The following is a 21,838-nucleotide window of genomic DNA, read 5'->3' as shown; positions in this document are numbered from 1 at the left end:
GAAGTGGATGCCGGAGCGGCGGAGTAGACCAGACCACCTCTCTGCCGTCCTCCGGCTTCCCACGGGCCGCTTTGAGGCTCTCTCGCCTACATCCTGAACATGCCACGCCGCATCATCCCCGCCCCGGTTCCGCCGGGGTGTAAATGGTGTTTCCAATGCTCCACCGCGCTGCCCGTGCAGCGGTTTGAGGTGGACCGTGGGAAACCCGACGGACGGCGCTACGCCTGTCGCCCCTGCATCCAGCGGAAGCGGCGGCAGAGCCGCGCCATCAAGCGCCTCATGGCGGGCACCTATGCCCGCCTGTACCTCTAACGAAAGCTCTTCAATGCCCCGCTTCCTTTTCGCCCATTACGCGCGCCTGCTGCCCGAACAATGGCAGCGCGACCGCTTTGCCCGCCTCGTGTTCCGCAATCGTTGCGACAACCCTGCGGAGCTGTCCGCACGCATCACCAATTCCCCCCGAGCGCTGGCGGCTTGAATGTGTGACCCCGTCACCGCTGCGATCATCGTCGGCGCTACGGCGGTCGCCGGAACGACGGCATCTGTCGTCGGCCAAATCCAGAGCGCCAACGCCCAGACCAAGGCCATCAACGAACAGCGCGCGGTCGTCCGCGAGGAGACCCGGCAGGAAGCCACGGGCGAGCTGTTCGACCAGATGCGCGTCTCGCGCCGTGAGCAGGCACAAATCCGCACCGCCGCTGGCGAGGCGGGCTTGGGGCTCAACTCCGGCTCGATTGAGGGCCTGCTGCTCGACAGCGCCATGCAGGGCGAGCTTCAGGGCTCCCGCACCATCGCGAACATGGAGAGCAAGCATCGGTCCACCGAGGCCGAGGCCAACTCCATGCTGTCCCGCATCAGTAAGCCGACGCCCCTCGGGGCCGGGCTCCAGATCGCCTCAAGCGCCGCTTCGGCGTGGTCGGGGATCAAGGACGCAAAAATTAAAGCGCAAGCTCGTAAATCGGATTAGATTCAAGACGATGGACGACGTCGATGGTTGATTGAAGACACTGCCTACGCAGCCGCACACAAAGGTTCGTTAGTTTCACTGCAAAAATCCGAAGCGGGATACCGCAGGGCGCAAATGCCGCCGCCCCCCCGGTAGGGGGTAAGCGTGATACTTCCGTTAGCCCGACCTTCGGCTTAATGGCAATTCATTTTCAATGACTTACGTGCGTCGTCGCGCTACTTCCGTGGTTCCACAAACGGGGGTACTGATGAACGATAAAGAGTTTGGGCGTCTCGCTGCACGGGCTAACATCGACCCGATGGCGCATCGTGCTTTCGAGGTCGAGGCGCTGGGGAGGGCAGCAGCGGCTATCGGGCGAGTGGAGCGCCTGCTGATGCCGGAGCCAGCTGGCACACAGAAGGCCGCCTGATCGTGCGGGGCTGTATCGAAATCGAGCGGTTTCGATGCAGACCTGACGCCTGTATCGGAAAGTAGGTTGACAGCCTTTCCGATCCACCGCTAATAACGAGCCACAGTTTCGTTACAGGAGTCCACTCCATGGCTCGCACCTTCGCCTACTGCCGCGTCTCCACCGCTGACCAGACCACCGACAATCAAGTCCGTGAGATTGCCGCCGCCGGCTTTGCCGTCGCTCCGAGGCGCGTCGTGGAGGAGACCGTGTCCGGCTCTGTGGCCGCCATGGAGCGCGTGGGCTTCGTCCGCCTCGTCGACCGCCTGGAAGCGGGAGACGTCCTGATCGTTACCAAGCTCGACCGCCTGGGACGAAACGCGATGGACGTCCGCGCCACCGTGGAACGGCTGGCAGCAGAAGGCGTCCGCGTCCACTGCCTCGCGCTTGGCGGGGCGGACCTGACAAGTCCCGCCGGGAAGATGACGATGACCGTCCTGTCTGCCGTTGCGGAGTTCGAGCGAGACCTGTTGATCGAGCGGACGCAAGCAGGCCTGTCGCGCGCCAAAGCTGAGGGGAAAACCCTCGGGCGGCCCTCAGCGCTTTCGAGGGATCAGCAGGAGACGGTAAGGGCCCGGCGAGCTTCCGGGGTGTCCCTCGGGGTGCTGGCGAAAGAATATGGCGTCAGTCGCGCAGCGATTCAGCGCGTCGAGAAGCGGGGATGAACGCCCTGCTTTTTTCGGCCTGACGCGGAAACGGGCGACCCCACTGATGCGGAGCCGCCCGTCGTTCCGTGCGGATCGTTAGGCCGCGCCTCGTTTGTGGAATATCAGCGCATGGGCTCGAGGCCTGCGTACTGACAGGGTCCAAAGAGCTATCGGCGCTCCTGTGTCACACCCGGAGGATTACCGACCGTTCGTCTTCGTTGGATCAACCAGACGATACCCCATGCCCGGCCGAGGGGTCGGAGGCAAAGGCTCACCCTTCACAACCGTGCGCTCGACGCCGGTGGAGCCTCCGCGCGGTCCGACCTGCTCGTATTGGCCGGATCGCGGGGCGGTGCTCCCGGGAGGGAGTTTTGACATGATGGTCTCCTTCTATGACGTGCCAGCCTCAACAGCGAGACTGCAGCAGCGCCATGACCATCATTCACGCCTGGAGCCGCAAGACAACCCCTAAACGGCCACTATTTGTTTTTATTCCGTTCCGTGACTTCAGCGCACCAGTTTCGCAATCACGACGCCCAAAGCGGAGCACCACGCCTATTCGGCCGCATCCAACAGGCCATCGATTCCCGAGCGGCTGTTGTGCGAATACGTATCCCAGCCGATCTCGTAGTTGTCCGCTTGATCACCCCACGTCGTCCACCCTTTTCGAGTGCCTCGCGCGAAGATTTCAAGCCTCGGCCCCCAACTACAGGCCTCGACGATGTCATAAAACTCGTCTGGCTTACGGCTATGCTCGCGCTTGCGCGTTCCGAGCAGGTTCACTTGCGTTCGCCCCGGTTGAAGAGTTCGCGCGTTTTTACCGCGAACCCCAAATAGAACCAGCTCGGTCACGTTTCGGAAGTAAAAGCCCACTCCCCTGCCGTCTGATCCGCCGTCCTTGCGAACCTTGTGCCAGACGAAGTTCGATTTGTAGTCGAAGCCCCAGGCTTTCATCACTTGAAGGCCTTCGGGCAGCAGAGCGTTGGGCACCCATAGGTACAGGTGAGAGGGTTCAGCGGCGACGCTCTGCACCGGCAACGACATAATCTCTGACAGGTCCATGGTACCGTACCGGCTGAGACGACCATGTTCTGGCGCCATCTTTCCCGTTCGGTTTTGGAACCGCCATGGCGGGTCGGCCAAAATCGTACCGAATTGTTTGCCCTTGAGGTCGTCCGTGAAGGCCTTGGCAGGCTCAGATCGCATTACGCGGTGTCCAATCTTCGATACACTCTGGTCGAATACCAAACGCCAGCACCGGGCATGGCCCATTCCGTCCAGCGTTCAGGCGGTACAGTAGCTTGCCCATCCAGGTCGTGGAAGCGCCGTACTTCTTTTGTACGTCTGGTCCAAGCGCACGAAAGACGGGTGTCAGGGAGGCCCCGCGAGTGACCAGCACACCAACATCAATGACCCCGCACTGGCTGAAGGCGCTGAAGGCGTAGAGGTCTCGGTCGAACGTCTGATCCTTGCTGTTCCACTCCAGGTCGAAGGCGACACGGTTTTTGACATAGTCGACTTTGTGACCATCCAGAAATCGAGCTCGAGTGAGCTGACGATCTTTCGGCGCGTTGAACTTTCGGCCGCGAGGGGTAACCTCGGGCTCCTTCCACAATAGCTTGACCAACAGATCAGCCTGTATCGTTGTTTCGTGCCAACCTAATGGACGAAGATGACCCGAAAATAGTTTCGGCATTGCACTTTCGTTGCCGCCTGCCTCACGAATGAGAGACGTGGTCAGACGGAACTTGCGAAGAGCCTCCATCAGCTCTTCGAACTCAGAGGGGTTTGCCTCTTTGAGCACAAGGGCGGCGTTACGGTAGCTGTAGACTTCGTACCGCTTACGAACATCCTCAGGGATGATTCGGTTGACGAGTTCTTGGCTATCGGCGGCTTCAGGATGCAGCGCTACGTCATCCGATGACGCATCCTCCAAACCTGCATCAGGCGCGTCGGTTGCAGGCTGGTTTTCCAACTGGCTTTTATCCGCTCCGCCTAGGGTCGAATCGTCGTCAGCCATCGAGTGCTATCCTGCCAATGCGCGGAGCGATGATAGCGGGGGACAGATTGCTGTCGACCTCACAAATCTGCCCCACAGAGCTGCCCCACACCGTCACGCAAACCGGCAGCAAGTGTCTGAATTTGCAGCGTTTTTCGGAACTGGCTGGGGCGGCAGGATTCGAACCTGCGAATGCCGGTACCAAAAACCGGTGCCTTACCGCTTGGCGACGCCCCAACGAGCCGCGCGCCTTAGACCGGCGCGCGGGAAAGCTCAACCGATACGACGCAACCAGCCGTGAGAATCTTTCGAGCGCCCACGCTGGATGGCGGTCAGCCGCTCAAGGAAGTGCGCGGTCAGTTGGCCGGTGCCACCGCTCCCAATCGTGAACTCATAATCGGGGCCCGCCACGCGGCCGATCGGCGTTACGACGGCGGCGGTGCCGCACGCAAAGCTCTCGATGAGACGACCGCTGGCGGCATCGGCGCGCCACTCGTCAATCGAATACGGCTCCTCCTGAACGATCAGGCCCTGGTCCCGCGCGATCTGGAGGATCGAGTCACGGGTGATCCCAGGCAGGATCGTGCCGGTTAGCGGCGGCGTTCGCAGCGAACCATCCTCGAACACGAAGAAGATGTTCATCCCGCCCAGTTCTTCGATCCAGCGCCGCTCGGCGGCGTCAAGGAAGACGACCTGATCGTATCCGCGCCGGATCGCCTCCTGCTGCGCGACAAGGCTGGTGGCGTAGTTGCCGCCGCACTTTGCGGCGCCGGTGCCGCCGGGCGCGGCGCGGGTGTAATCATGGCTGACCCACAAGGACACCGCGCGAGCACCGCCCTTCCAATAGGCGCCCACCGAGGACGCCAGCACCATGTAGAGATACTCCGCCGACGGCTTCACGCCCAGAAACGCCTCCGACGCGATCATGAACGGGCGCAGGTACAGCGAGCCGCCCTCGACGGTCGGCATCCACTCGCGCTCCTGCAGCACCAGTTGCTCGACCGATTCGAGAAACAGCTCCTCGGGCAGTTCGGGCATCGCCATCCGCTGCGCCGAGGCGTTGAAGCGGCGTGCATTGGCCTCCGGTCGAAACAGCGCGAGGCCACCGTCCTCCAGCCGATACGCCTTCAGCCCCTCGAAGATTTCCTGGGCGTAATGCAGCACCGAAGAGGCCGGATCCATGGTCAGCGGCACGCGCTGCGAAATGCGTCCGTCGTGCCAGCCGCGCCCTTCAGAATAGTGCATCACCGCCATGTGATCGGTGAACACGCGCCCGAACCCGGGGTCGACCAGCCGGGCGGCCCGCTCATTGGCGGGAACGGGGGACGGATGCGGTTCGAACGCGAAGTTCACGGAAAATGCCTCCAAGGTATCGCGGCGGCACGTGACATCACGTCGACGCACCGGGGTTGCGGTGGCCTAGGGCGGATGGCAAAGCCGGTCAACATGGCTGCCCCAACCCACTCCGCCTCGCCGCTATTCCTCCGCGAAACCGAGATTCGCCGTGGGCTGGAGCTCCTGTATTTCGGCAACGCGCATATCACGCGTTCGATCGATCGCGGCTTGTCCAAGCAGGGGCTGGGCCGCGCCCACCATCGCGCCCTGTATTTCATAGCGCGCAAGCCGGACATGCCGGTCAGCGACCTGCTCGCATTGCTGGCCATTACCAAGCAATCGCTGGGCCGCGTACTCAACGAGTTGATGGACCGCGGGCTGGTCGAAACCCGCGCGGGCGACCGCGATCGTCGGCAGCGGCTGCTGCGGCTCACGCCGGCGGGCGTGGAACTGGAAACAAGTCTGTACGAAGCGCTTCGCGAGAAATTGTCGGCCGCCTACTCGCGCGCTGGTCAGGGGGCGGTAACCGGCTTCTGGGCGGTGCTGGAGGGCCTGATCCCCGATGACGAGATCGCGCGGGTCGAGGGGTTGCGCGGCTGACGGGTCAGCCGGCAGCCATTTCGGCACCGCGCCGCGCCACCGCGCGCAGCGTTCGTTCGAGCAGCGCTTCGAGGGCGTTATCGTCATCAAGCACGTTCAGCCCCGCACGTGTCATCCCGCCCGGACTGGCGACCGCATCGGCCAGCGCGCGCGGCGAGCGGTCGCTGGCGGCAACCATCGCCGCCGCTCCATCCACGGTCGCCAGCGCGATCGCGGTCGCCTGCTCCGGACTCAACCCGATCGCACGGCCACCGGCGGCGAGCGCATCGACGAACCGGAACAGATAGGCGGGGCCGCACCCCGACAGCGCCCCCGCGGCGGCGAACAGCGCCGGATCCTCGAACCATTCGACCAGTCCAAGCGGCGCCATCAACCGGTCGACCGTTTCGCGCGCCGTCGCCGGCGCGGCGGGTGCATGGATCGCCACGAAGCCACGCCCGATTTCGACCGGCAGGTTCGGCATCGTCTGGATCGCGACCGGGCCGGGAAACGCCGCAGACAATCGCGAAGGATCCGCCCCGGCGAGCATTGACACCAGCAACGGTGCGGTCGCCACGCGGTGACGGTGGACGGCCGCAACCTCATCCAGCTGCTGCGGCTTGACGCCGAGCACCACCACATCCGGTGCCGGACCATCCGGAAGCGTACGCGCCTGCCGCACGTCACCCGGCAAAGCGCGATCAGCGCGGTTGACGACATCCACGTCAGCAGCCGACAGGACATCGTCGTCAAGCCACCGCCGCAACATCGCCGAGGCCATGTTGCCGCAACCGATCATCCAGACGCGCATCGGTCAGGCCTCGCCGGCGGTTTCGACCATCGCGGCGGCGATCGCTTCGGCCGGGGACTTGCCGCCCCACAGCACGAACTGGAACACCGGATAGAATCGCTCGCACTCGTCGATCGCCGATTCGATTAGCAGTTCGGCGGTGGTCAGCGACATCGTCGCTTCGCCGTCCCGCGCCTCCACCGCCGTCGCGCAACGGTAAAGGAGAATGCCGCTCGACGACCACATCTCGAAATGACCGAGCCAGAGCTGCTCGTTCACCAGCCCGAGTGTCTCGTAGATCGGCGCACGGCGCCCTTCCGGGACCTTGACGTCCGGGAAGGCAAGCAACTGGACGACGCCATCTTCCTCACGCCACAGGGCACGCAGCTCGTACTCGGTCCAGCTTCCCTTGACCGTCGCGGTAATCTCATCCTCGTTCCGCTCGCACGGCCAGCCATGCGCCAGGAAATAGGATTCGAGCATGTCGAGCGGCGCTTCCGGCTCGGCAAATTGATCGACTTCGTCAAGCATCGTCATCTTATCGCACGGTGCGACGCGCGCGTCATCCCCACGGACGACGCGCGGCACGCCAGGATCACGCGGGCGCGCGTTCCGCCAACGCCGCTTCCAGCTTCTCGATCCGCGCGCGCAACGCATCGTTCTCATCGCGCGCGGCAATGGCCATCGCCTTTACCGCGTCGAATTCGTCGCGCGCGATGAAGTCGAGCCCGCCGATCCATTCACGCGCACGCGCACGCGCATTGGCCTCCGCTTCCCGACCCATGCCGGCCAGCGTGCCGGCGGCACCGTTGAACAGCTTGGCGACGTCACCGAACAGATGATTCTCGGATTGCATAAGCGTGTCTTCCTATGAGATTAAGCGTTTCAGCGAACCATCTGGGACGCGGCAGGCTGTTGCACAAGTCGTTCCGCATCCGGGTTCAGCCGGCCGATCTCCCAATTGAGCGCGCCGGCCAGACACAGCCATGCCATGTACGGCACCATCAACCATGCCGCGACACGCCGGATCTGGCCGAAGACGATCGTGGTCAGAACGGACAGTCCAAGAATCGCCACGATCAGCAGGAACGCCGCGCCGACGCGGTGCGCCCCGAAGAACAGCGGCGTCCAGGCGAGATTGCCGGCCAGCTGCGCAACGAACAGCGCAATGCCCAGCCCACGCAATCGCGCGCCGCGCGCGCTCAGCACCAGCGCGAATGCCAGTCCCAGCATGATGTACAGCGTCGACCAGACGACCGGGAACGCCCAGCCCGGCGGCGTGAAGTCGGGCTTGATGAGAGCGGCATACCAGCCGTTCTCCTCACCGGACGGCACCGTTCGCCCCGACAAGAAGCCGAGCAACAGGACCCCTGGTACCGCGACCGCGGCCCAGCGGATGAACGACATCCGCAACTGCTCCTTCGATGCCAGTTCGCCCAAGCTGATCCCCCCTTACCCTGAAAGACTGATTGCTACATGACGCAAAGCGCGGATGCGCGCGACGGTTTCATGATCGATGCGCGGCGATCAGGAATTCGACATTCCCTTCGGGCCCGGTGATCGGACTCTCGACCACACCTTCGACGCGCCAGCCCTCACGCTCGAACCAGTCCGTTATCTCGCGACAGACACGATCGCGGATCGCCGGATCGCGCACCACCCCGCCCTTCCCCACCTCGGATCGCCCGGCTTCGAATTGCGGCTTGATGAGGGCCAGCGCCCGCCCGGCGGGCCGGACGAAGCCGAGCGGCACGTCCAGCACCTTGGCCAGCCCGATGAAGCTCGCGTCGCACACGACCAGATCGATCGGCTCGGGAATGTGCGCCGCGGTCAGGATACGCGCGCTGGTCTGCTCATGGACCACGACGCGGTCATCCTGTCGCAATTTCCACGCCAGCTGGTTGGTGCCGCTGTCCACGGCATAGACCCGTGCCGCACCGCGTGCGAGCAGCACATCAGTGAAGCCGCCCGTCGATGAACCGACATCGATCGCCACCGCATCCGTCACGTCCCAGCCGAAGTGATCGAGTCCATGCGCCAGCTTGATCCCGCCCCGCGACACCCAGGGATGATCGCGCCCGCGCACCTCCAGCCGCGTATCGGCAGGAAGCGGCTGGCCAGCCTTCTCGACCTTGCGCTCGCCCGCGAACACCAGCCCGGCCATCACCAGCGCCTGCGCGCGGGTACGCGACTCAGCGAGACCGCGATCGACGAGCATCTGGTCGACCCGTTGCTTTGAGGAAGCGGACATGTCGCGCGCTATCGCGCGCCGTGATCGACAGGGCAAGCCGCTCAACGCCTCGTCGCACCCCTGCCACCTCTCGAACCTATTGCTGCAGCGCACGATTGCCCATCGGGTTAATAGGGATTATTGGAATGGTCGAGGCCGCGGCGCGCCCGACCCCTAGACCGGGCCGCGGCCTCGCCCCGGCGCCACGCCGGGAACAGGAGGGTACGTCATGGGACATGCCAATTACGACCTGTCTATTCAGCCGAGCGTGCTGACCGTCCCGGGCCTGGGCGGATCCGGCCCGGCGCACTGGCAGAGCCTGTGGGAACGCAGCCGCCCCGACACGGCGCGGATCGAGCTCGGCATGTGGGATCGCCCACACCGCAACGCCTGGGTGACCAAGATCGATCAGGCGGTCGCCGCTGCGCGCGCGCCGGTTATTCTGGTAGGCCACAGCCTCGGCTGCCTCGCCATCGCGTGGTGGGCGTCGATGAGTCCGCAGCCTTATGGATGGCCGGTCGCGGGCGCGTTGCTGGTTGCGCCGGCGGATGTCGATCGCGTGAATGTCGCGAGTGAGCTGGCGCCCTTCGCGCCGGCGCCGAAGCTTGCCTTGCCCTTCCCATCGATCCTCGTCGCGTCGACCGACGATCCTTGGATCACCGTCGATCGGGCGCATAGCCTTGCCGTCGATTGGGGCAGCCACTTCGTCGATTATGGCGCGCACGGCCATATCAACGCCGCCAGTGGGCTGGGTCATTGGCCCGAGGGCCTGGAGATGCTGGAGCGGGTCATCGCGGCGGCCGGTGGGCCGCATGGCGAGGTTCGCACGCCCGGCGATGCACGCGCCATCCTCGCGCGGGCAAAGCCCGGCGACCATCGCGCGCACGCCTAGCGTGGATCGAGGAGCCGGCCGATGTCGTCGCCCAGGAGTTGATCCGTGGACGACGACGTCGGCGACCTGGTCGATCGGAAATGGCCGCCGCAACGCTGAACGTCGATATGCGTCCTACGGCCGGCCGATCAGCGTTGTAGCGCTGCGACGCCGGGCAATTCGCGTCCTTCCATCCACTCCAGGAACGCACCGCCGGCGGTTGACACAAACGTGAAGGACTCACCGACACCCGCCTGATTCAGCGCAGCGACCGTGTCGCCCCCCCCTGCGACCGATACGAGGCTGCCTTCCTTGGTCAGCGCAGCCGCGGTGCGCGCCAGCGCGACCGTGGCCGTGTCGAACGGCGGCGTTTCGAACGCGCCCAGCGGACCGTTCCACACCAGCGTACGGCAATTCTTCAGCACATCGCCGAGCGACTCGGTAGCCGCCGGGCCGATGTCGAGGATCATCTCGTCGGCCGCGACTTCGTGCACGTTGACGGTGCGCGTCGGCGGGTTCGCCTTAAACTCCTTGGCCACCACGACATCGTACGGCAGATGAACGGTGCAGCCCGCCTTGTCGGCGGCGTCGAAGATCTCTTCGGCGGTGCCGGTCAGGTCGTGCTCGCACAGGCTCTTGCCGACATCGACACCACGCGCTGCGAGAAACGTGTTCGCCATCCCGCCGCCGATAATGAGGTGATCGACGCGCGTGACGAGATGCTTGAGCACGTCGAGCTTCGTCGACACCTTCGCGCCGCCGACCACCGCCGCGACCGGATGCTCGGGAGAGCCGAGCGCCTTTTCCAGCGCGTCCAGCTCCGCCTCCATCGCGCGACCGGCAAACGCGGGCAGCACATGCGCCAGCCCCTCGGTCGAGGCATGCGCCCGGTGCGCGGCGGAGAAGGCATCATTGACGTACAGGTCGCCCAGCGCCGCGAACCGCTGAACCACCGACGGATCGTTCTTCTCCTCGCCACCGAAGAAGCGCGTGTTCTCCAGTAGCGCGATATAGCCCGGCTGCAACGTCCCTACAGCGTCGGCCGCGCCTTCCCAATCGACGTAGCGGACGGGACGACCCAGCACCGCTTGATATGGCTTCACGATCTGCGATAGCGATAGCTCCGGCGAGGGTACGCCCTTCGGCCGACCGAAATGCGCGAGCACCAGAACGATCGCGCCCTTGTCGGCCAGTTCGCCGACCGTCGCGACCGTGGCGCGCAGCCTTGTGTCATCGCTGACCTGACCATCGTGTAGCGGCACGTTCAGATCCTCGCGCACCAGCACGCGCTTGCCGGTGACATCACCGATATCGTCGAGCGTTCGAAAGGACTTGCTCATGATTCCTCGATCCTGATCTCATCACCGACGGCAATCCAGCCGCCTTGTATCACCATGGCGCACGCACCGCCGCGCCAGTCCGGAGTCATCGCGGCGCGCAACCCCTCGGCCAGCGCCTCCATGCGCTCGCACGGATCGCACTCACGGGTAATCTCCAGCATCAGCGAGCCGCCGATTTTTACCAAGGTCCCGGGCACTTGCGGAAGGTCGATACCATCGACCAACAGGTTCGCGCGGCGCTCCTGCCACGCGATGCGATGCCCGACTTCGGCCATCGCCGCGTCCCAGTCACCGCGCTCGATCAACGTTATCTGGCGCTTGTACGGCTTGCCGCGCATCGCCCCACGAAAATCGCCATGGATGCCGCCGTCGAGCGTCACCTCGACACGCTCGACCAGTTCCACTGGCGCGCGCGACCGCGGATGGCGCGCGATGCCCAGCAACACGCCGGTCATCGCGCCGAACCCGTCGCCCCGGCGAATGCCGGGGTCTCTCCGTAGCCGGGAGATTCAAGCATTCGCCGGCATGACAGGAGTGGCCTCACCCCAGCTTCGCCATCGCCGAGGCGGTGTCGACCATCCGGTTCGAGAAGCCCCATTCATTGTCGTACCAGCTGACGACACGCACGAGCTTGCCGTCGATGACTGCGGTTTCCAAGCTGTCGACCGTCGACGAATAGGGCGTGTGGACGATGTCGATCGACACCAGCGGCTCGTCCGAGAAATGCAGCACGCCCTTCATCGGTCCTTCCGCCGCCGCCTTCAGCAGCGCGTTGACCTCTTCCTTGGTCGTGTCGCGGCCCGGCGTGAAGGTCAGGTCGACCAGGCTGCCATCCGGCACCGGCACGCGCACGGCCGATCCGTCCAGCTTGCCCTTCAACTCCGGCAGCACCTCGCCCACCGCGCGCGCCGCGCCGGTCGTCGTCGGGATGATGTTCATCGCGGCGGCGCGTGCACGGCGCAGGTCCGGATGGATCTGATCGAGGATCTTCTGATCGTTGGTGTAGGCGTGGATCGTGGTCATCAGCCCACGCTCGATCCCGATCGCATCGTTCAGTACCTTGGCGACCGGCGCCAGGCAATTGGTGGTGCACGAAGCGTTCGACACGATCGTGTGAGCGGCTTCCAGCTTGTCGTTGTTTACCCCATATACGACGGTGATGTCGACGCCCTTGGCCGGCGCGGAGATCAGCACCTTCTTCGCACCGGCATCGATGTGCTTCTGCGCGCTGGCGCGGTCGGTGAAGAAGCCGGTGCACTCAAGCACGATGTCGACGCCGAGTTCCTTGTGCGGCAGGTTGGCCGGATCGCGCTCGGCGGTGACGCGGATGCGCTTGCCGTCGATCACCATATCCTGTCCGTCCGCCTCGACCGTGCCCGCATACTTGCCATGCACGCTGTCGCGGCTGAACAGCCAGGCGTTCGACTTGGTGTCAGCCAGATCGTTGATCGCCACGAGTTCCAGCTCGCTTCCGCGTTCCAGCAGCGCGCGCGCCACCAGTCTGCCGATGCGCCCGAAGCCGTTGATCGCCACCTTCGTCATCGTCAATCCCTCGCCGTTCAGCACAGATGCGGCGGCATTTGAGCGGTACGGGACGAACCGTCAACCGCCCCGCTGCATCCTTCTGCCGCGTCCGGCTCCCGCAATCCCCTTGTCGTGGCGCGCGTGCGATCCTATCGGCTTGGCCATGGACAATCCCGCGATCGCCCGGCTGGACGCCGCCATAACCCGCGTCGAACAGGCGATCGCCGCGCGCCACGCCGCCGATGCGCTGCTGGAGCGCCGCTGTGCCACGCTGAAAGCGACCATGGCACAGGCCGTCGCCGCGCTGGACGCGATCATCGCCAACGAACCGGCCGGCGAGGGGGACCGCTGATGGCGCTCGTCACGCTCACCATCGGCGACATGACCTACGATCTCGCCTGTCGCGACGGCGGCGAGCCGCGGCTGATGCAGGCCGCCGCACTGATCGACGAACGTTGGGACACCGCCCGCCGCGCGGCCGGCGGCGGGGGAACGCAACGCGCCATGTTGCTGGCGGCGTTGATGGTCGCCGACGCGCTGATTGACGCTCGTGAGGCGCCGCCTCCCGAAACACCCGAAGGCGTCGCGCTCGATGCGCTGTCCGAACGACTCGAATCGATCGCCGCGGCCCTTGAGCAAACGCTGCCGAGCGCCTAGATCAGTGGCGGCGGGTTCTGCCCGGTACGAGCCTCGAAACATCCCTGAGGCTATTCATCATCCATGGGGGTTGTCCCTGCCCGGGTCCTGGCCCGACGCACATGATCCCCACCTGACGTACCGAGCGTCAGTGGATATTCCGGCAAACGGCCACGGCGGTCCCGCCACCCGCCCCTTTCACCTGACATGACCGACAAGACCGCCCTTCGCGCGATCGCACGTGCCGCACGCGCGGCCTTTGTCGCCGCACCGCATCCGCCGATCCGCGTCGATGCGCGCTTCGTCGCCCTGCTGTCGTCCGGCCTCGTCGTCGCCAGCTACGTGCCGATCGGTGCCGAGGCCGATCCCGGGCCCCTTGAACAGGCCGCACGCGATGCAGGATGCACGCTGGCCCTCCCGCATGTCGTCGATCGCGCGACACCCTTGCGCTTCCTGCACTGGGAGCAGGACGCAACGCTGGTGGCTGGTCCGTTCGGCTTACGGCAACCCGGCGATGCCGTCGTCGAGGTTGCGCCCGACATCGTGCTGACGCCGCTGGTGGCGTTCGATCGCCGACTGAACCGACTCGGGCAGGGCGCCGGCCATTATGACCGCGCCTTCGCCGCCTTCCCCGCCGCCCGCCGCATCGGCGTGGCGTGGAGCGCCCAGATGCTCGACACGATCCCGACCGACCCGTGGGACGCGCCGCTGGACGCGATCGCCACCGACTGCGATTGGATCACCGCATGACACCTTCATGGCGCAAGCCGGCGGGCATGCTCGCGATCCTGTTGCTGATTCTCATCTGGTGCGTGGGCGTCGCCTCGTTATCGGGCTTCGTCGGGCGCTGGCATGCGCTGATACAACTCGGCTTCTATCTGTTGACCGGGATCATCTGGATCGCGCCGCTCAAGCCGCTGCTGCGCTGGATGGAAACCGGCCGCTGGCGATAATCGCGATCTGAAAGGAATGGCGCGAGTGACGGGGCTCGAACCCGCGACCTCCGGCGTGACAGGCCGGCGCTCTAACCAACTGAGCTACACCCGCATTCCATCGGCAGTCCCGCGACCATCCGGACGATGGGTCCGGATCCGTGCACGTTTCCTGCCGGAACCCGCTGCTGACGATGCCATCCCAAGGGATGGCGCGAGTGACGGGGCTCGAACCCGCGACCTCCGGCGTGACAGGCCGGCGCTCTAACCAACTGAGCTACACCCGCTTGTAGAAGCGTGAGGCGCGCCAACTAGGCGGCGCGTCCCACCCTGTCAACGGCTATCCGGTACTTTTTCAGCAGGGAACTGCCGCTCCCCCGTTCCACGCATCAACATGCCGTCCTCGAACAGGAAGCCCGCAATATCGGGACGCCCCGCCGCCGAGAGGATCGTCTGGACGATGATGAGGATCGGGACCGCCAACAACGCGCCCGCCGTCCCCCAGACCCACCCCCAGAAGCTGATCGAGATGAGGATCATCACCGGGTTGATGGTCAGCCGATGCCCGACGATCAGCGGGGTGATAACATTCGCCTCTATCAGATGCGCACCATACATGATCGCGGGTGCCGACAACGCGGTCCAAACGTCGGAGAAGGTCATCAATCCGCCGATCGCCAGCAACAGCGCCGCCACGACCGGCCCGAAATAGGGCACATAGTTCAACAAGGCGACGATCCCGCCCCACATCAGCGGGAACGGCATGCCCAGCAGGTGCAACGCACCAGCCACGATCGCGCCCAGCGCGATGTTGATCGCGGTGATCGTGAACAGGTAGGAAGACACCGCGTCGACCATCTCCTGCAGCACGCGGGCGGTCGTCATGGCCCCGCCGAAGCTCGCGCGGCCGGTAATCATCTTCTCGCGCATCCGTGTCCAGCCGGAAAGGAAGAAGAAGGCGACCAGGATCGCATAGAAGGTCTGGACGATCACAGCCGGCGCGGAAGTGGCGGCCAGTTCCACGATCGAGCTTGGCGGCGCGACCGCGGCGGTCGGCGACGGACGAACCGGCGTGGTCGCGATCTGGCGCAGCGTGCGGTTGGCGTAGCGCTCAAGGCTTGAGTAGAGATCGAGGATCGGCGCGAGATTCGCCTGAATCCTGTGGATCCGGCGCGGCAGCAGTCGAAAGAACTCAGTGGCCGGCACCACGATCGCCGCCAGCGCCACATTCGCCACGATCAGGAACAAAACAACGCAGAACAGCGCCGCGATCGCCGACGGCAGCCGCCGCCGCTCCAGCCATTCCAGCAGCGGTATCAGTGCCAGCGACACGACCAGCGCGATCGCCGTCGGCATGAAGAATTCCGCACCCGACTGCAGCGCGAACGGCAACCCCAGCATCAGCCCCAGGCCAGCGGTCAGCGTCAGCCCGGCGAGCAGCCGATCACGGCGCAGCGGTGGATCGTTCGCTGGTATGGCGGTTGCCGGGATCGCGGAACCGGCGGCGGGAGGAAGATCGGCCATATCCGCCACCTAAGGCCTTTTTTCCGGCGCGGCCAAGCGACTTCGCATATCAGTCACGTCCGTACCAGGGCCCTTCCTCCAGATAGAGGTAATCGGGATCGAACTCGCCAATTCGCGCCAGCCGATCGTGGTCCAGTATCCGCACGGTCCCGCGCGAGAACTCCGCGAGCCCGCCCTCGCGCAGGCGCCGCAACATGCGGTTGACGTGCACGCTGGTCAGCCCCAGCGCCTCGCCCAGATCCTGCTGCGTCAGCGCGAAGTCGAATGACCCGCCATCCGCCCGCCCCACCACGCGCAGCCGGTGGTAGGTTTCCAGCAGGAAGTGCGCGAGTCGTCCGGCCGCATCGAGACGGCCGATGCGGAAGATCCACTCACGGTGCAATGCGGCGTCCAGTAATGTCGACCGCCATAGCAGCCGCGTCAGGTGCGGAAACTCAATCAAGATCCGGTCGATACGCTGGTGCGGGATGATCGCGACGCGTGTATCGGTCAGCGTACCGACATCGTGGTCCAGCCGCCGCAGCGGATAGCCGTGCAGATCGACGAAATCGCCCGTCACCTGCAACGCGACAAGCTGTCGGAAGCCGTCTCGCGCATCCATGTATCGGCACATCGTTCCATCCAGCAGCAACGTGCTGAACGTCACCGGCTCGCCGCGGCGAACGACGATCGTCCGCGCGGGGAGCTCCTCGATCCGCTCCACCGCACTTTCCAGCACGTCCTTCTCGGCGTCGGTCATCGCCTCACGCCCGCGACCACGCAGAAAATCCTTCGTCACCCGCATCGATCGTCACGTCCCCGATATGACCGTCTGGCGGTTCAACGGTCGAGGTCGCGGAACGCTCCCGTAACAAGTCCAGGACTTGCGCTGCGGGCGCGGCCACGCCGCGGTGGATAGCCGCTTGGTCGGCGCGGTTTGCAACAGGACAGTTGCACTGCTCCGGCAAACCACGATACATCGACGGAGATTAGAAGTTACGGTATGCCGCGCAAAACCGTTGCAGGCCATGGGAGACACCTCGATCATGACGTCGCAGAGCATCCAACAATCGGGTCCGGTCCGGACCGCGCGGCACGGCGACGTGCTGGTCATCGTTGCGGATTCGCCGCCGGTGAACGCGCTGGGAGCGGCGGTGCGTGACGGCCTGGAAGCCGCGATCAAGGAAGGGGTGGCGGACTCAAGCATCGCCGCGATGGTCGTGCGGTGCGATGGCCGCACCTTCTTCGCGGGTGCCGACATCAGCGAGTTCGGCAAGCCGTTGCGCGGCGTGCCGCTCCCCGATCTGGTCAACATGATCGAGGCCAGCCCCACGCCGGTCGTCGCCGCGATCCACGGCAGCGCGCTGGGGGGCGGATGCGAAATGGCGCTGGGCTGCCACTATCGGATCGCGGTTCCCTCTGCGAAACTGGGTACGCCGGAGGTGAAGCTGGGCCTGCTCCCTGGCGCGGGCGGAACGCAGCGTCTGCCGCGGCTGGTCGGCACCGGGATCGCGCTCGAGATGATCGTGCTCGGCAACCCGGTCTCCGCACAGAAGGCGAAGGACGCCGGCCTGATCGATCGACTGGCGGGCGAGAATACGCTGGAAGCAGACGCGATCGCGTTCGCGCGTGAGATCGCTGGCAAGCGTCCGATCCCGCGCGTGCGTGACCGGCATGTCGAAGCCGACGCGGCAGCGATCGCGGTGTTCCGTGCCGAACATCGCCGCAAGCTGAGCGGCTTCGACGCGCCGGAGGCATGCATCGCCTGCGTCGCCGCCGCCGCCGAGCGGTCGTTCGCCGACGGTCTCGCGTTCGAGCGTGACGAGTTCATGAAGCTGATGACAGGCACCCAGTCCGCCGCGCAGCGCCACATCTTCTTCGCCGAGCGGCAGGCCGCGAAGATCGACGGCGTCGATCCCGCGACACCGCTTCGGCCGATCGCCAAGGTCGGCGTGATCGGCGCGGGCACGATGGGCGGCGGGATCGCGATGAACTTCCTTTCGGCGGGCGTCCCCGTCACGATCGTCGAGATGCAGCAGGAAGCGCTGGAGCGCGGCACCGGCGTCATGCGCCGCAATTACGAGGCGAGCGCCGCCAAGGGCCGCATTCCCGCCGACGCACCTGACAAGGCAATGGCACTGCTGACCCCGTCGCTGTCGCTCGATGCGCTCGCCGATTGCGACCTCGTCATAGAGGCCGTGTACGAGGACATGAGCGTCAAGAAAGAGCTGTTCGGCAAGCTCGACGCCATCGTGAAGCCCGGTGCGATCCTGGCCAGCAACACCAGCTACCTGAACGTGGACGAGATCGCCGCCTGCACGCAGCGCCCGCAGGACGTGCTGGGGATGCATTTCTTCTCCCCCGCCAACGTGATGAAGTTGCTGGAGGTCGTGCGCGGAGCAAAGACGGCGCCGGACGTACTGGCGACGGTCATGGCGCTCGCCAAGAGGATCAGGAAGGTCGCGGTGGTCGCGGGCGTCTGCCATGGCTTCATCGGCAACCGAATGCTGATGCCGCGCCAGGTGGAGGCGAACAAGCTGCTGCTGGAAGGCGCCACGCCCGAACAGATCGATCGCGTCCATGTCGCGTTCGGGATGCCGATGGGACCGTTCCAGATGGCCGACCTCGCCGGGGTCGACATCGGCTGGCATCGCGACCCGACCCGCATCGAAAATATCCGCGACGCACTCGCCGCCGAGGGGCGCTGGGGCCAGAAGAAGGGCGCAGGCTTCTACGATTATGACGACAAGCGCCGCCCGACCCCCTCACCCCGCGTCGCCGAGATCATCGACGGTTTCCGCACCAGCGCCGGCACAAAGCCGCGCGCGATCAGCGACGGGGAGATCGTCGCACGGACGCTCTACACGATGGTCAATGAAGGCGCGCTGATCCTGGAGGAAGGAATGGCGCAACGCGCGTCCGACATCGATGTGGTGTGGATCTACGGCTATGGCTGGCCGGTCTATCGCGGCGGACCGATGTTCTGGGCGCAGACCGAGGGGCTGGACAAGGTGGTCGCCGGACTGGAGCGGTACGGCTTCCCCGTCGCGCGCAGCCTGAAGGCCGCCGCCGGCAACGGGGAGGCGTTGAAGTGAGCGACCTCGACGCCTTTCGCCTGGAGACGCGCGCCTGGCTGGAGAAAAACTGTCCGCCGGAGATGCGCGAGCCGATCCGCTCCGACAAGGATATCGTGTGGGGCGGACGCAATCAAAGCGCGCTGACCGAGCCGCAGAAGACGTGGCTGGACCGCATGGGCACTCGCGGCTGGACCGTACCCGACTGGCCGGCCGAATATGGCGGCGGTGGACTCAGCCCGGCCGAGACGAAGGTGCTGCGCGAGGAAATGACACGCCTTCGGGCCCGCAACCCGCTGAACAGCTTCGGCATCTCGATGCTCGGGCCAGCGCTGCTGAAATACGGCAACGAGGACCAGAAGCGCGAGCATCTGCCAAAGATCGCACGCGGCGAGATCCGCTGGTGCCAGGGCTATTCTGAGCCGAACGCCGGTTCCGATCTCGCCAGCCTGGCGACCAGCGCAGAGGATGCCGGCGACCATTTCGTGGTCAATGGGCAGAAGGTGTGGACCAGCTACGCCGATCAGGCCGACTGGATCTTCTGCCTCGTGCGCACCGACCGGAGCAGCAAGCAGGGCGGAATCAGCTTCGTGCTGTTTGACATGACCTCACCCGGTGTCTCGACGAAGCCGATCCTGCTGATCAGCGGCTATTCGCCCTTCTGCGAGACGTTCTTCGACAATGTGAAGGTGCCGAAGGAGAACCTTGTCGGTACGCTGAACAAGGGATGGGACGTCGCCAAGTATCTGCTCGGGCACGAGCGCGAGATGATCTCCGGCATGGGGCTGGCCAACACCGGCGGCAATCCGTTGATCGACGGCGCGCTGGCGGCGGTTGGCGTGGATGCCGATGGCCGGCTGGCCGACCCGCTGCTGCGCGCGCAGATCGCGTTGTTCGAGGTGCGCTCGCGTGCCTTCGCGGCGCAGAGCGAGCGGTTCATCGACGAATTGAAAGCCGGGCGAACGCATCCCGCGCAGCCGAGCATGATGAAATATTACGGCACCGAGTTGAACAAGACGCGCCACGAATTGATGATGGCGGCGGGCGGATCGGACGCGCTGGAATGGGAGAGCGAGCGATCGGGCGGCGGCCGCCCCGCGCGCACCTGGTTACGCACCAAGGCCAATTCGATCGAGGGCGGTACCAGCGAGATCCAGCTCAACATCGTCGCGAAGCGGATCTTGGAATTGCCGGGATGACGGCGCCACAATCGCCCCTGCGACGGCAGGGGCCGACCGCTGCCTGATGAAGCGATGACACCGCGAGGGCGACCGACCGGGCTGTACCCGATGCCGCGACAAACGCTGCGGACATGCCCCCCAGCCTTCGCGGCGCGACGGAGAAACCACGATGCCGCTTTTCCTGAACGATGAACAGACCATGTTGCGTGATTCCGCGCGCGCGTTCGTCAACGAACATGCACCCGTCGCGCACCTGCGACGACTTCGCGATGCCAAGGATCCGGCCGGCTTCGATCGCGGATTGTGGAAGCAGTTCGCGGAGATGGGCTTTACCGGCATCCTGATCGGCGAACCGGCCGGCGGCCTGGGCCTCGGTCATGTCGAAGCCGGCGTGGTGCTGGAGGAGATCGGGCGTAACCTGTCCGCCTCCCCGTTCCTGACCACGGCGGTCGGCGCGGTCGCGGCTTTGGAAGGAAGCGCGCAGGCGGAGCGCTGGTATCCCGGCATTCTGGCAGGGGACAGCGTTGCCGCGCTGGCGATCGACGAAGGGCCAAAGCATCGTGCGACGGTCGGGATGCGGGCGGAACGCGCCGGCAACGGCTTTCGTCTGAGCGGTACGAAGCAGTTCGTGACCCACGGCCACGTCGCCGATCTGCTGATCGTCGCAGCCCGGACCGCCGGGGGCGCCGATGATGCGGACGGCATCACCCTGTTCGCGGTGCCCGCCGACGCCCCCGGACTGACGGTCGGGCCGGAGCGGCTCGCCGATTCCAGCATCGCGGCACGACTGAGCCTCGATGGCGTCACCGTCGATGCCGACGCCGTGATCGGCGATGTCGATGGCGGGCGTGCGCCGCTCGACCGGATGCTGCGCGCCGTCCGCACCGGCGCGGCGGCGGAGTTGCTCGGCGTCGGCGGTGGAGCCATGGACATGACGATCGGCTATCTGCAACAGCGTAAGCAGTTCGGGGTGACGATCGGCAGCTTCCAGGCGCTTCAGCATCGTGCCGCGCATCTCTATGCCGAAATGGAGGTCGCGCGTGCAGCGGTCCTGAAGGCGCAGCAGTTGCTCGACGCCGGCGATGCGGACGCGGACGCGGCGGTTTCGGTGGCAAAAGCGATGACCGGGCTTGCGACGACGCTGGCGGTGCAGGAAGGTGTGCAGATGCATGGCGGGATCGGGATGACCGACGAATATGATATCGGCTTCTTCATGAAGCGCGCACGGGTCTTGGCCGAGATGTTCGGCGACACGCATTTCCACGCCGATCGGCTCGCGCGCGAGGCGGGATATTGAGCGACGCTCCGACGCCAGCGGCCTTGGTCGCCGATCTGGTCGACCTGCTCGACGTCGAGGAGATCGACACCGATCTGTATCGTGGCCGGCGCTCGACCGACGGTGTGGGGCGTGTGTTCGGCGGGCAGGTGATCGCACAGGCGTTGCAGGCGGCACAACGCTCGGCAGCGGCCGAGGGTAAGGTCGCGCATTCGCTCCACGCCTATTTCATGCGCGCGGGATCGGAGGAGCATCCGATCATCTATCGCGTGGTGCGCGATTTCGAAGGGCGCAGCTTCGCGACGCGGCGGGTGATCGCGATGCAGCGCGGGCAGCCGATCCTGAACATGGCGGCGTCGTTCCAGTTGCTCGAGGAAGGGTTCGTCCATCAGGACGTCATGCCTGACGTACCACCGCCCGACGCGCTGTCGAGCGAGATAGCATTACGTCGCGCGGTCGCGGATCGCATTCCCGAGCGGCTTCGACAACAATTGCTGCGACCGCGC

At 65.4% G+C, this 21,838-nt stretch carries 26 protein-coding genes and 3 tRNA genes; 13 read left to right on the top strand and 16 right to left on the bottom strand.

Features of this window, described 5'->3' with window-relative positions:
- Positions 1-325: 325 nt before the first annotated feature.
- The 3 genes from NS334_RS18470 to NS334_RS00135 all read left to right on the top strand — a co-directional run bounded on the left by NS334_RS18470 (position 326) and on the right by NS334_RS00135 (position 2,080).
- Positions 326-478 (top strand): hypothetical protein, encoded by a 153-nt coding sequence (locus NS334_RS18470; protein ID WP_193752958.1) that lies wholly within the window; start codon positions 326-328, stop codon positions 476-478.
- The gene (locus NS334_RS00140; protein ID WP_058753951.1) at positions 479-967 is read left to right on the top strand and encodes a virion core protein, T7 gp14 family; all 489 of its coding nucleotides are present in this window, start codon (positions 479-481) and stop codon (positions 965-967) included.
- A gap of 537 nt (positions 968-1,504) precedes the next feature.
- Positions 1,505-2,080, top strand: coding sequence for a recombinase family protein (locus tag NS334_RS00135; protein ID WP_058753950.1), 576 nt, complete (start codon positions 1,505-1,507; stop codon positions 2,078-2,080).
- Positions 2,081-2,617: 537 nt separating this feature from the next.
- Here NS334_RS00135 and NS334_RS00130 read toward each other — a convergent pair.
- The 4 genes from NS334_RS00130 to NS334_RS00115 form a co-directional block, all read right to left on the bottom strand.
- Positions 2,618-3,268, bottom strand: a complete 651-nt coding sequence (locus NS334_RS00130; protein ID WP_058753949.1) for an MT-A70 family methyltransferase — start codon at positions 3,266-3,268, stop codon at positions 2,618-2,620.
- The gene (locus tag NS334_RS17505; RefSeq protein ID WP_083500140.1) at positions 3,258-4,082 is read right to left on the bottom strand and encodes a BglII/BstYI family type II restriction endonuclease; all 825 of its coding nucleotides are present in this window, start codon (positions 4,080-4,082) and stop codon (positions 3,258-3,260) included. Before NS334_RS17505 ends, NS334_RS00130 begins: the two co-directional genes overlap by 11 nt.
- Before the next feature lie 141 nt (positions 4,083-4,223).
- Positions 4,224-4,298 (bottom strand) — tRNA-Gln (locus tag NS334_RS00120).
- Positions 4,299-4,334: 36 nt separating this feature from the next.
- Complete coding sequence (locus NS334_RS00115) at positions 4,335-5,414, bottom strand: branched-chain amino acid aminotransferase (RefSeq protein WP_241491757.1); 1,080 nt, start codon at positions 5,412-5,414, stop codon at positions 4,335-4,337.
- 75 nt (positions 5,415-5,489) lie between these two features.
- Here NS334_RS00115 and NS334_RS00110 point away from each other — a divergent pair, with 75 nt between their 5' ends.
- A complete protein-coding gene (locus tag NS334_RS00110) occupies positions 5,490-5,996 on the top strand; it encodes a MarR family transcriptional regulator (protein WP_058753946.1) in 507 nt (168 codons plus the stop codon).
- Between the two features lie 4 nt (positions 5,997-6,000).
- On the opposite strand, the gene NS334_RS00105 is transcribed toward NS334_RS00110, so the two are convergent.
- The 5 genes from NS334_RS00105 to NS334_RS00085 all read right to left on the bottom strand — a co-directional run bounded on the left by NS334_RS00105 (position 6,001) and on the right by NS334_RS00085 (position 9,016).
- Complete coding sequence (locus NS334_RS00105) at positions 6,001-6,786, bottom strand: pyrroline-5-carboxylate reductase family protein (RefSeq protein WP_058753945.1); 786 nt, start codon at positions 6,784-6,786, stop codon at positions 6,001-6,003.
- A 3-nt stretch (positions 6,787-6,789) separates the two neighbouring features.
- Positions 6,790-7,302 (bottom strand): YbjN domain-containing protein, encoded by a 513-nt coding sequence (locus NS334_RS00100; RefSeq protein ID WP_058754096.1) that lies wholly within the window; start codon positions 7,300-7,302, stop codon positions 6,790-6,792.
- A gap of 58 nt (positions 7,303-7,360) precedes the next feature.
- Entirely contained in the window at positions 7,361-7,621 is a 261-nt protein-coding gene (locus NS334_RS00095; RefSeq protein ID WP_058753944.1) for an accessory factor UbiK family protein, read from the bottom strand.
- Between the two features lie 29 nt (positions 7,622-7,650).
- Entirely contained in the window at positions 7,651-8,205 is a 555-nt protein-coding gene (locus NS334_RS00090; protein WP_241491756.1) for a TspO/MBR family protein, read from the bottom strand.
- A 67-nt stretch (positions 8,206-8,272) separates the two neighbouring features.
- Positions 8,273-9,016, bottom strand: a complete 744-nt coding sequence (locus NS334_RS00085) for a TlyA family RNA methyltransferase (protein WP_241491755.1) — start codon at positions 9,014-9,016, stop codon at positions 8,273-8,275.
- Positions 9,017-9,224: 208 nt separating this feature from the next.
- Between NS334_RS00085 and NS334_RS00080 the strand changes: the two genes are divergently transcribed.
- Positions 9,225-9,887: an RBBP9/YdeN family alpha/beta hydrolase gene (locus NS334_RS00080; RefSeq protein WP_058753942.1), complete on the top strand. Its 663-nt coding sequence runs from the start codon at positions 9,225-9,227 to the stop codon at positions 9,885-9,887.
- 128 nt (positions 9,888-10,015) lie between these two features.
- On the opposite strand, the gene NS334_RS00075 is transcribed toward NS334_RS00080, so the two are convergent.
- From NS334_RS00075 to gap, 3 genes are all read right to left on the bottom strand, one after another.
- Positions 10,016-11,206: a phosphoglycerate kinase gene (locus tag NS334_RS00075; RefSeq protein WP_058753941.1), complete on the bottom strand. Its 1,191-nt coding sequence runs from the start codon at positions 11,204-11,206 to the stop codon at positions 10,016-10,018.
- Positions 11,203-11,661, bottom strand: coding sequence for an MOSC domain-containing protein (locus NS334_RS00070; protein WP_058753940.1), 459 nt, complete (start codon positions 11,659-11,661; stop codon positions 11,203-11,205). The genes NS334_RS00075 and NS334_RS00070 overlap by 4 nt, the downstream gene beginning before the upstream one ends.
- 85 nt (positions 11,662-11,746) lie before the next feature.
- Positions 11,747-12,748, bottom strand: a complete 1,002-nt coding sequence (gene gap / locus NS334_RS00065) for a type I glyceraldehyde-3-phosphate dehydrogenase (protein ID WP_058754094.1) — start codon at positions 12,746-12,748, stop codon at positions 11,747-11,749.
- A 145-nt stretch (positions 12,749-12,893) separates the two neighbouring features.
- On the opposite strand from gap, the gene NS334_RS00060 reads away from it, so the two are divergent.
- The 4 genes from NS334_RS00060 to NS334_RS00045 all read left to right on the top strand — a co-directional run bounded on the left by NS334_RS00060 (position 12,894) and on the right by NS334_RS00045 (position 14,319).
- Positions 12,894-13,082: a hypothetical protein gene (locus NS334_RS00060; protein WP_058753939.1), complete on the top strand. Its 189-nt coding sequence runs from the start codon at positions 12,894-12,896 to the stop codon at positions 13,080-13,082.
- Positions 13,082-13,387, top strand: coding sequence for a cell division protein ZapA (locus NS334_RS00055; RefSeq protein ID WP_058753938.1), 306 nt, complete (start codon positions 13,082-13,084; stop codon positions 13,385-13,387). The genes NS334_RS00060 and NS334_RS00055 overlap by 1 nt, the downstream gene beginning before the upstream one ends.
- 186 nt (positions 13,388-13,573) lie before the next feature.
- Complete coding sequence (locus tag NS334_RS00050) at positions 13,574-14,116, top strand: 5-formyltetrahydrofolate cyclo-ligase (protein ID WP_058753937.1); 543 nt, start codon at positions 13,574-13,576, stop codon at positions 14,114-14,116.
- Positions 14,113-14,319, top strand: a complete 207-nt coding sequence (locus NS334_RS00045) for a DUF2842 domain-containing protein (RefSeq protein WP_058753936.1) — start codon at positions 14,113-14,115, stop codon at positions 14,317-14,319. The genes NS334_RS00050 and NS334_RS00045 overlap by 4 nt, the downstream gene beginning before the upstream one ends.
- Positions 14,320-14,336: 17 nt before the next feature.
- On the opposite strand, the gene NS334_RS00040 is transcribed toward NS334_RS00045, so the two are convergent.
- The 4 genes from NS334_RS00040 to NS334_RS00025 form a co-directional block, all read right to left on the bottom strand.
- A tRNA-Asp gene (locus NS334_RS00040) sits at positions 14,337-14,413 on the bottom strand.
- 95 nt (positions 14,414-14,508) lie between these two features.
- Positions 14,509-14,585, bottom strand: a tRNA-Asp gene (locus tag NS334_RS00035).
- Between the two features lie 46 nt (positions 14,586-14,631).
- Positions 14,632-15,822 (bottom strand): AI-2E family transporter, encoded by a 1,191-nt coding sequence (locus NS334_RS00030; RefSeq protein ID WP_083500139.1) that lies wholly within the window; start codon positions 15,820-15,822, stop codon positions 14,632-14,634.
- A gap of 49 nt (positions 15,823-15,871) precedes the next feature.
- Entirely contained in the window at positions 15,872-16,606 is a 735-nt protein-coding gene (locus tag NS334_RS00025; protein WP_058753935.1) for a Crp/Fnr family transcriptional regulator, read from the bottom strand.
- A 241-nt stretch (positions 16,607-16,847) separates the two neighbouring features.
- Here NS334_RS00025 and NS334_RS00020 point away from each other — a divergent pair, with 241 nt between their 5' ends.
- The 4 genes from NS334_RS00020 to NS334_RS00005 all read left to right on the top strand — a co-directional run.
- Positions 16,848-18,896: a 3-hydroxyacyl-CoA dehydrogenase NAD-binding domain-containing protein gene (locus NS334_RS00020; protein ID WP_058754092.1), complete on the top strand. Its 2,049-nt coding sequence runs from the start codon at positions 16,848-16,850 to the stop codon at positions 18,894-18,896.
- A complete protein-coding gene (locus tag NS334_RS00015; protein ID WP_058753934.1) occupies positions 18,893-20,074 on the top strand; it encodes an acyl-CoA dehydrogenase family protein in 1,182 nt (393 codons plus the stop codon). The genes NS334_RS00020 and NS334_RS00015 overlap by 4 nt, the downstream gene beginning before the upstream one ends.
- Before the next feature lie 151 nt (positions 20,075-20,225).
- The gene (locus NS334_RS00010) at positions 20,226-21,353 is read left to right on the top strand and encodes an acyl-CoA dehydrogenase family protein (protein ID WP_058753933.1); all 1,128 of its coding nucleotides are present in this window, start codon (positions 20,226-20,228) and stop codon (positions 21,351-21,353) included.
- Positions 21,350-21,838, top strand: a 489-nt coding sequence (locus NS334_RS00005) for an acyl-CoA thioesterase (RefSeq protein WP_193752957.1), incomplete at its 3' end; no start/stop codon positions are given. The genes NS334_RS00010 and NS334_RS00005, both read left to right, overlap by 4 nt.

Origin of the sequence: Sphingomonas endophytica (genome assembly GCF_001476895.1) — a bacterium.
Classification (GTDB): Bacteria; Pseudomonadota; Alphaproteobacteria; order Sphingomonadales; family Sphingomonadaceae; genus Sphingomonas; species Sphingomonas endophytica_A.
Note: the sequence above shows the minus strand (reverse complement) of the source record. Positions and strands in the feature narration are given on the sequence as shown.

What these genes read in the sequence shown, in the direction of transcription:
- NS334_RS00135 (WP_058753950.1), top strand. Translation starts at nt 1,505, where the DNA reads ATGGCTCGCACCTTCGCCTACTGCCGCGTCTCCACCGCTGACCAGACC.
- NS334_RS00140 (WP_058753951.1), top strand. Translation starts at nt 479, where the DNA reads ATGTGTGACCCCGTCACCGCTGCGATCATCGTCGGCGCTACGGCGGTC.
- NS334_RS00050 (WP_058753937.1), top strand. Translation starts at nt 13,574, where the DNA reads ATGACCGACAAGACCGCCCTTCGCGCGATCGCACGTGCCGCACGCGCG.
- NS334_RS00020 (WP_058754092.1), top strand. Translation starts at nt 16,848, where the DNA reads ATGACGTCGCAGAGCATCCAACAATCGGGTCCGGTCCGGACCGCGCGG.
- NS334_RS00060 (WP_058753939.1), top strand. Translation starts at nt 12,894, where the DNA reads ATGGACAATCCCGCGATCGCCCGGCTGGACGCCGCCATAACCCGCGTC.
- NS334_RS00105 (WP_058753945.1), bottom strand. Translation starts at nt 6,786, where the DNA reads ATGCGCGTCTGGATGATCGGTTGCGGCAACATGGCCTCGGCGATGTTG.
- NS334_RS00100 (WP_058754096.1), bottom strand. Translation starts at nt 7,302, where the DNA reads ATGACGATGCTTGACGAAGTCGATCAATTTGCCGAGCCGGAAGCGCCG.
- NS334_RS00075 (WP_058753941.1), bottom strand. Translation starts at nt 11,206, where the DNA reads ATGAGCAAGTCCTTTCGAACGCTCGACGATATCGGTGATGTCACCGGC.
- NS334_RS18470 (WP_193752958.1), top strand. Translation starts at nt 326, where the DNA reads ATGCCCCGCTTCCTTTTCGCCCATTACGCGCGCCTGCTGCCCGAACAA.
- NS334_RS00095 (WP_058753944.1), bottom strand. Translation starts at nt 7,621, where the DNA reads ATGCAATCCGAGAATCATCTGTTCGGTGACGTCGCCAAGCTGTTCAAC.
- NS334_RS00010 (WP_058753933.1), top strand. Translation starts at nt 20,226, where the DNA reads ATGCCGCTTTTCCTGAACGATGAACAGACCATGTTGCGTGATTCCGCG.
- NS334_RS00030 (WP_083500139.1), bottom strand. Translation starts at nt 15,822, where the DNA reads ATGGCCGATCTTCCTCCCGCCGCCGGTTCCGCGATCCCGGCAACCGCC.
- NS334_RS00085 (WP_241491755.1), bottom strand. Translation starts at nt 9,016, where the DNA reads ATGTCCGCTTCCTCAAAGCAACGGGTCGACCAGATGCTCGTCGATCGC.
- NS334_RS00070 (WP_058753940.1), bottom strand. Translation starts at nt 11,661, where the DNA reads ATGACCGGCGTGTTGCTGGGCATCGCGCGCCATCCGCGGTCGCGCGCG.
- NS334_RS00055 (WP_058753938.1), top strand. Translation starts at nt 13,082, where the DNA reads ATGGCGCTCGTCACGCTCACCATCGGCGACATGACCTACGATCTCGCC.
- NS334_RS00130 (WP_058753949.1), bottom strand. Translation starts at nt 3,268, where the DNA reads ATGCGATCTGAGCCTGCCAAGGCCTTCACGGACGACCTCAAGGGCAAA.
- NS334_RS00025 (WP_058753935.1), bottom strand. Translation starts at nt 16,606, where the DNA reads ATGCGGGTGACGAAGGATTTTCTGCGTGGTCGCGGGCGTGAGGCGATG.
- NS334_RS00045 (WP_058753936.1), top strand. Translation starts at nt 14,113, where the DNA reads ATGACACCTTCATGGCGCAAGCCGGCGGGCATGCTCGCGATCCTGTTG.
- gap (WP_058754094.1), bottom strand. Translation starts at nt 12,748, where the DNA reads ATGACGAAGGTGGCGATCAACGGCTTCGGGCGCATCGGCAGACTGGTG.
- NS334_RS17505 (WP_083500140.1), bottom strand. Translation starts at nt 4,082, where the DNA reads ATGGCTGACGACGATTCGACCCTAGGCGGAGCGGATAAAAGCCAGTTG.
- NS334_RS00110 (WP_058753946.1), top strand. Translation starts at nt 5,490, where the DNA reads ATGGCAAAGCCGGTCAACATGGCTGCCCCAACCCACTCCGCCTCGCCG.
- NS334_RS00080 (WP_058753942.1), top strand. Translation starts at nt 9,225, where the DNA reads ATGGGACATGCCAATTACGACCTGTCTATTCAGCCGAGCGTGCTGACC.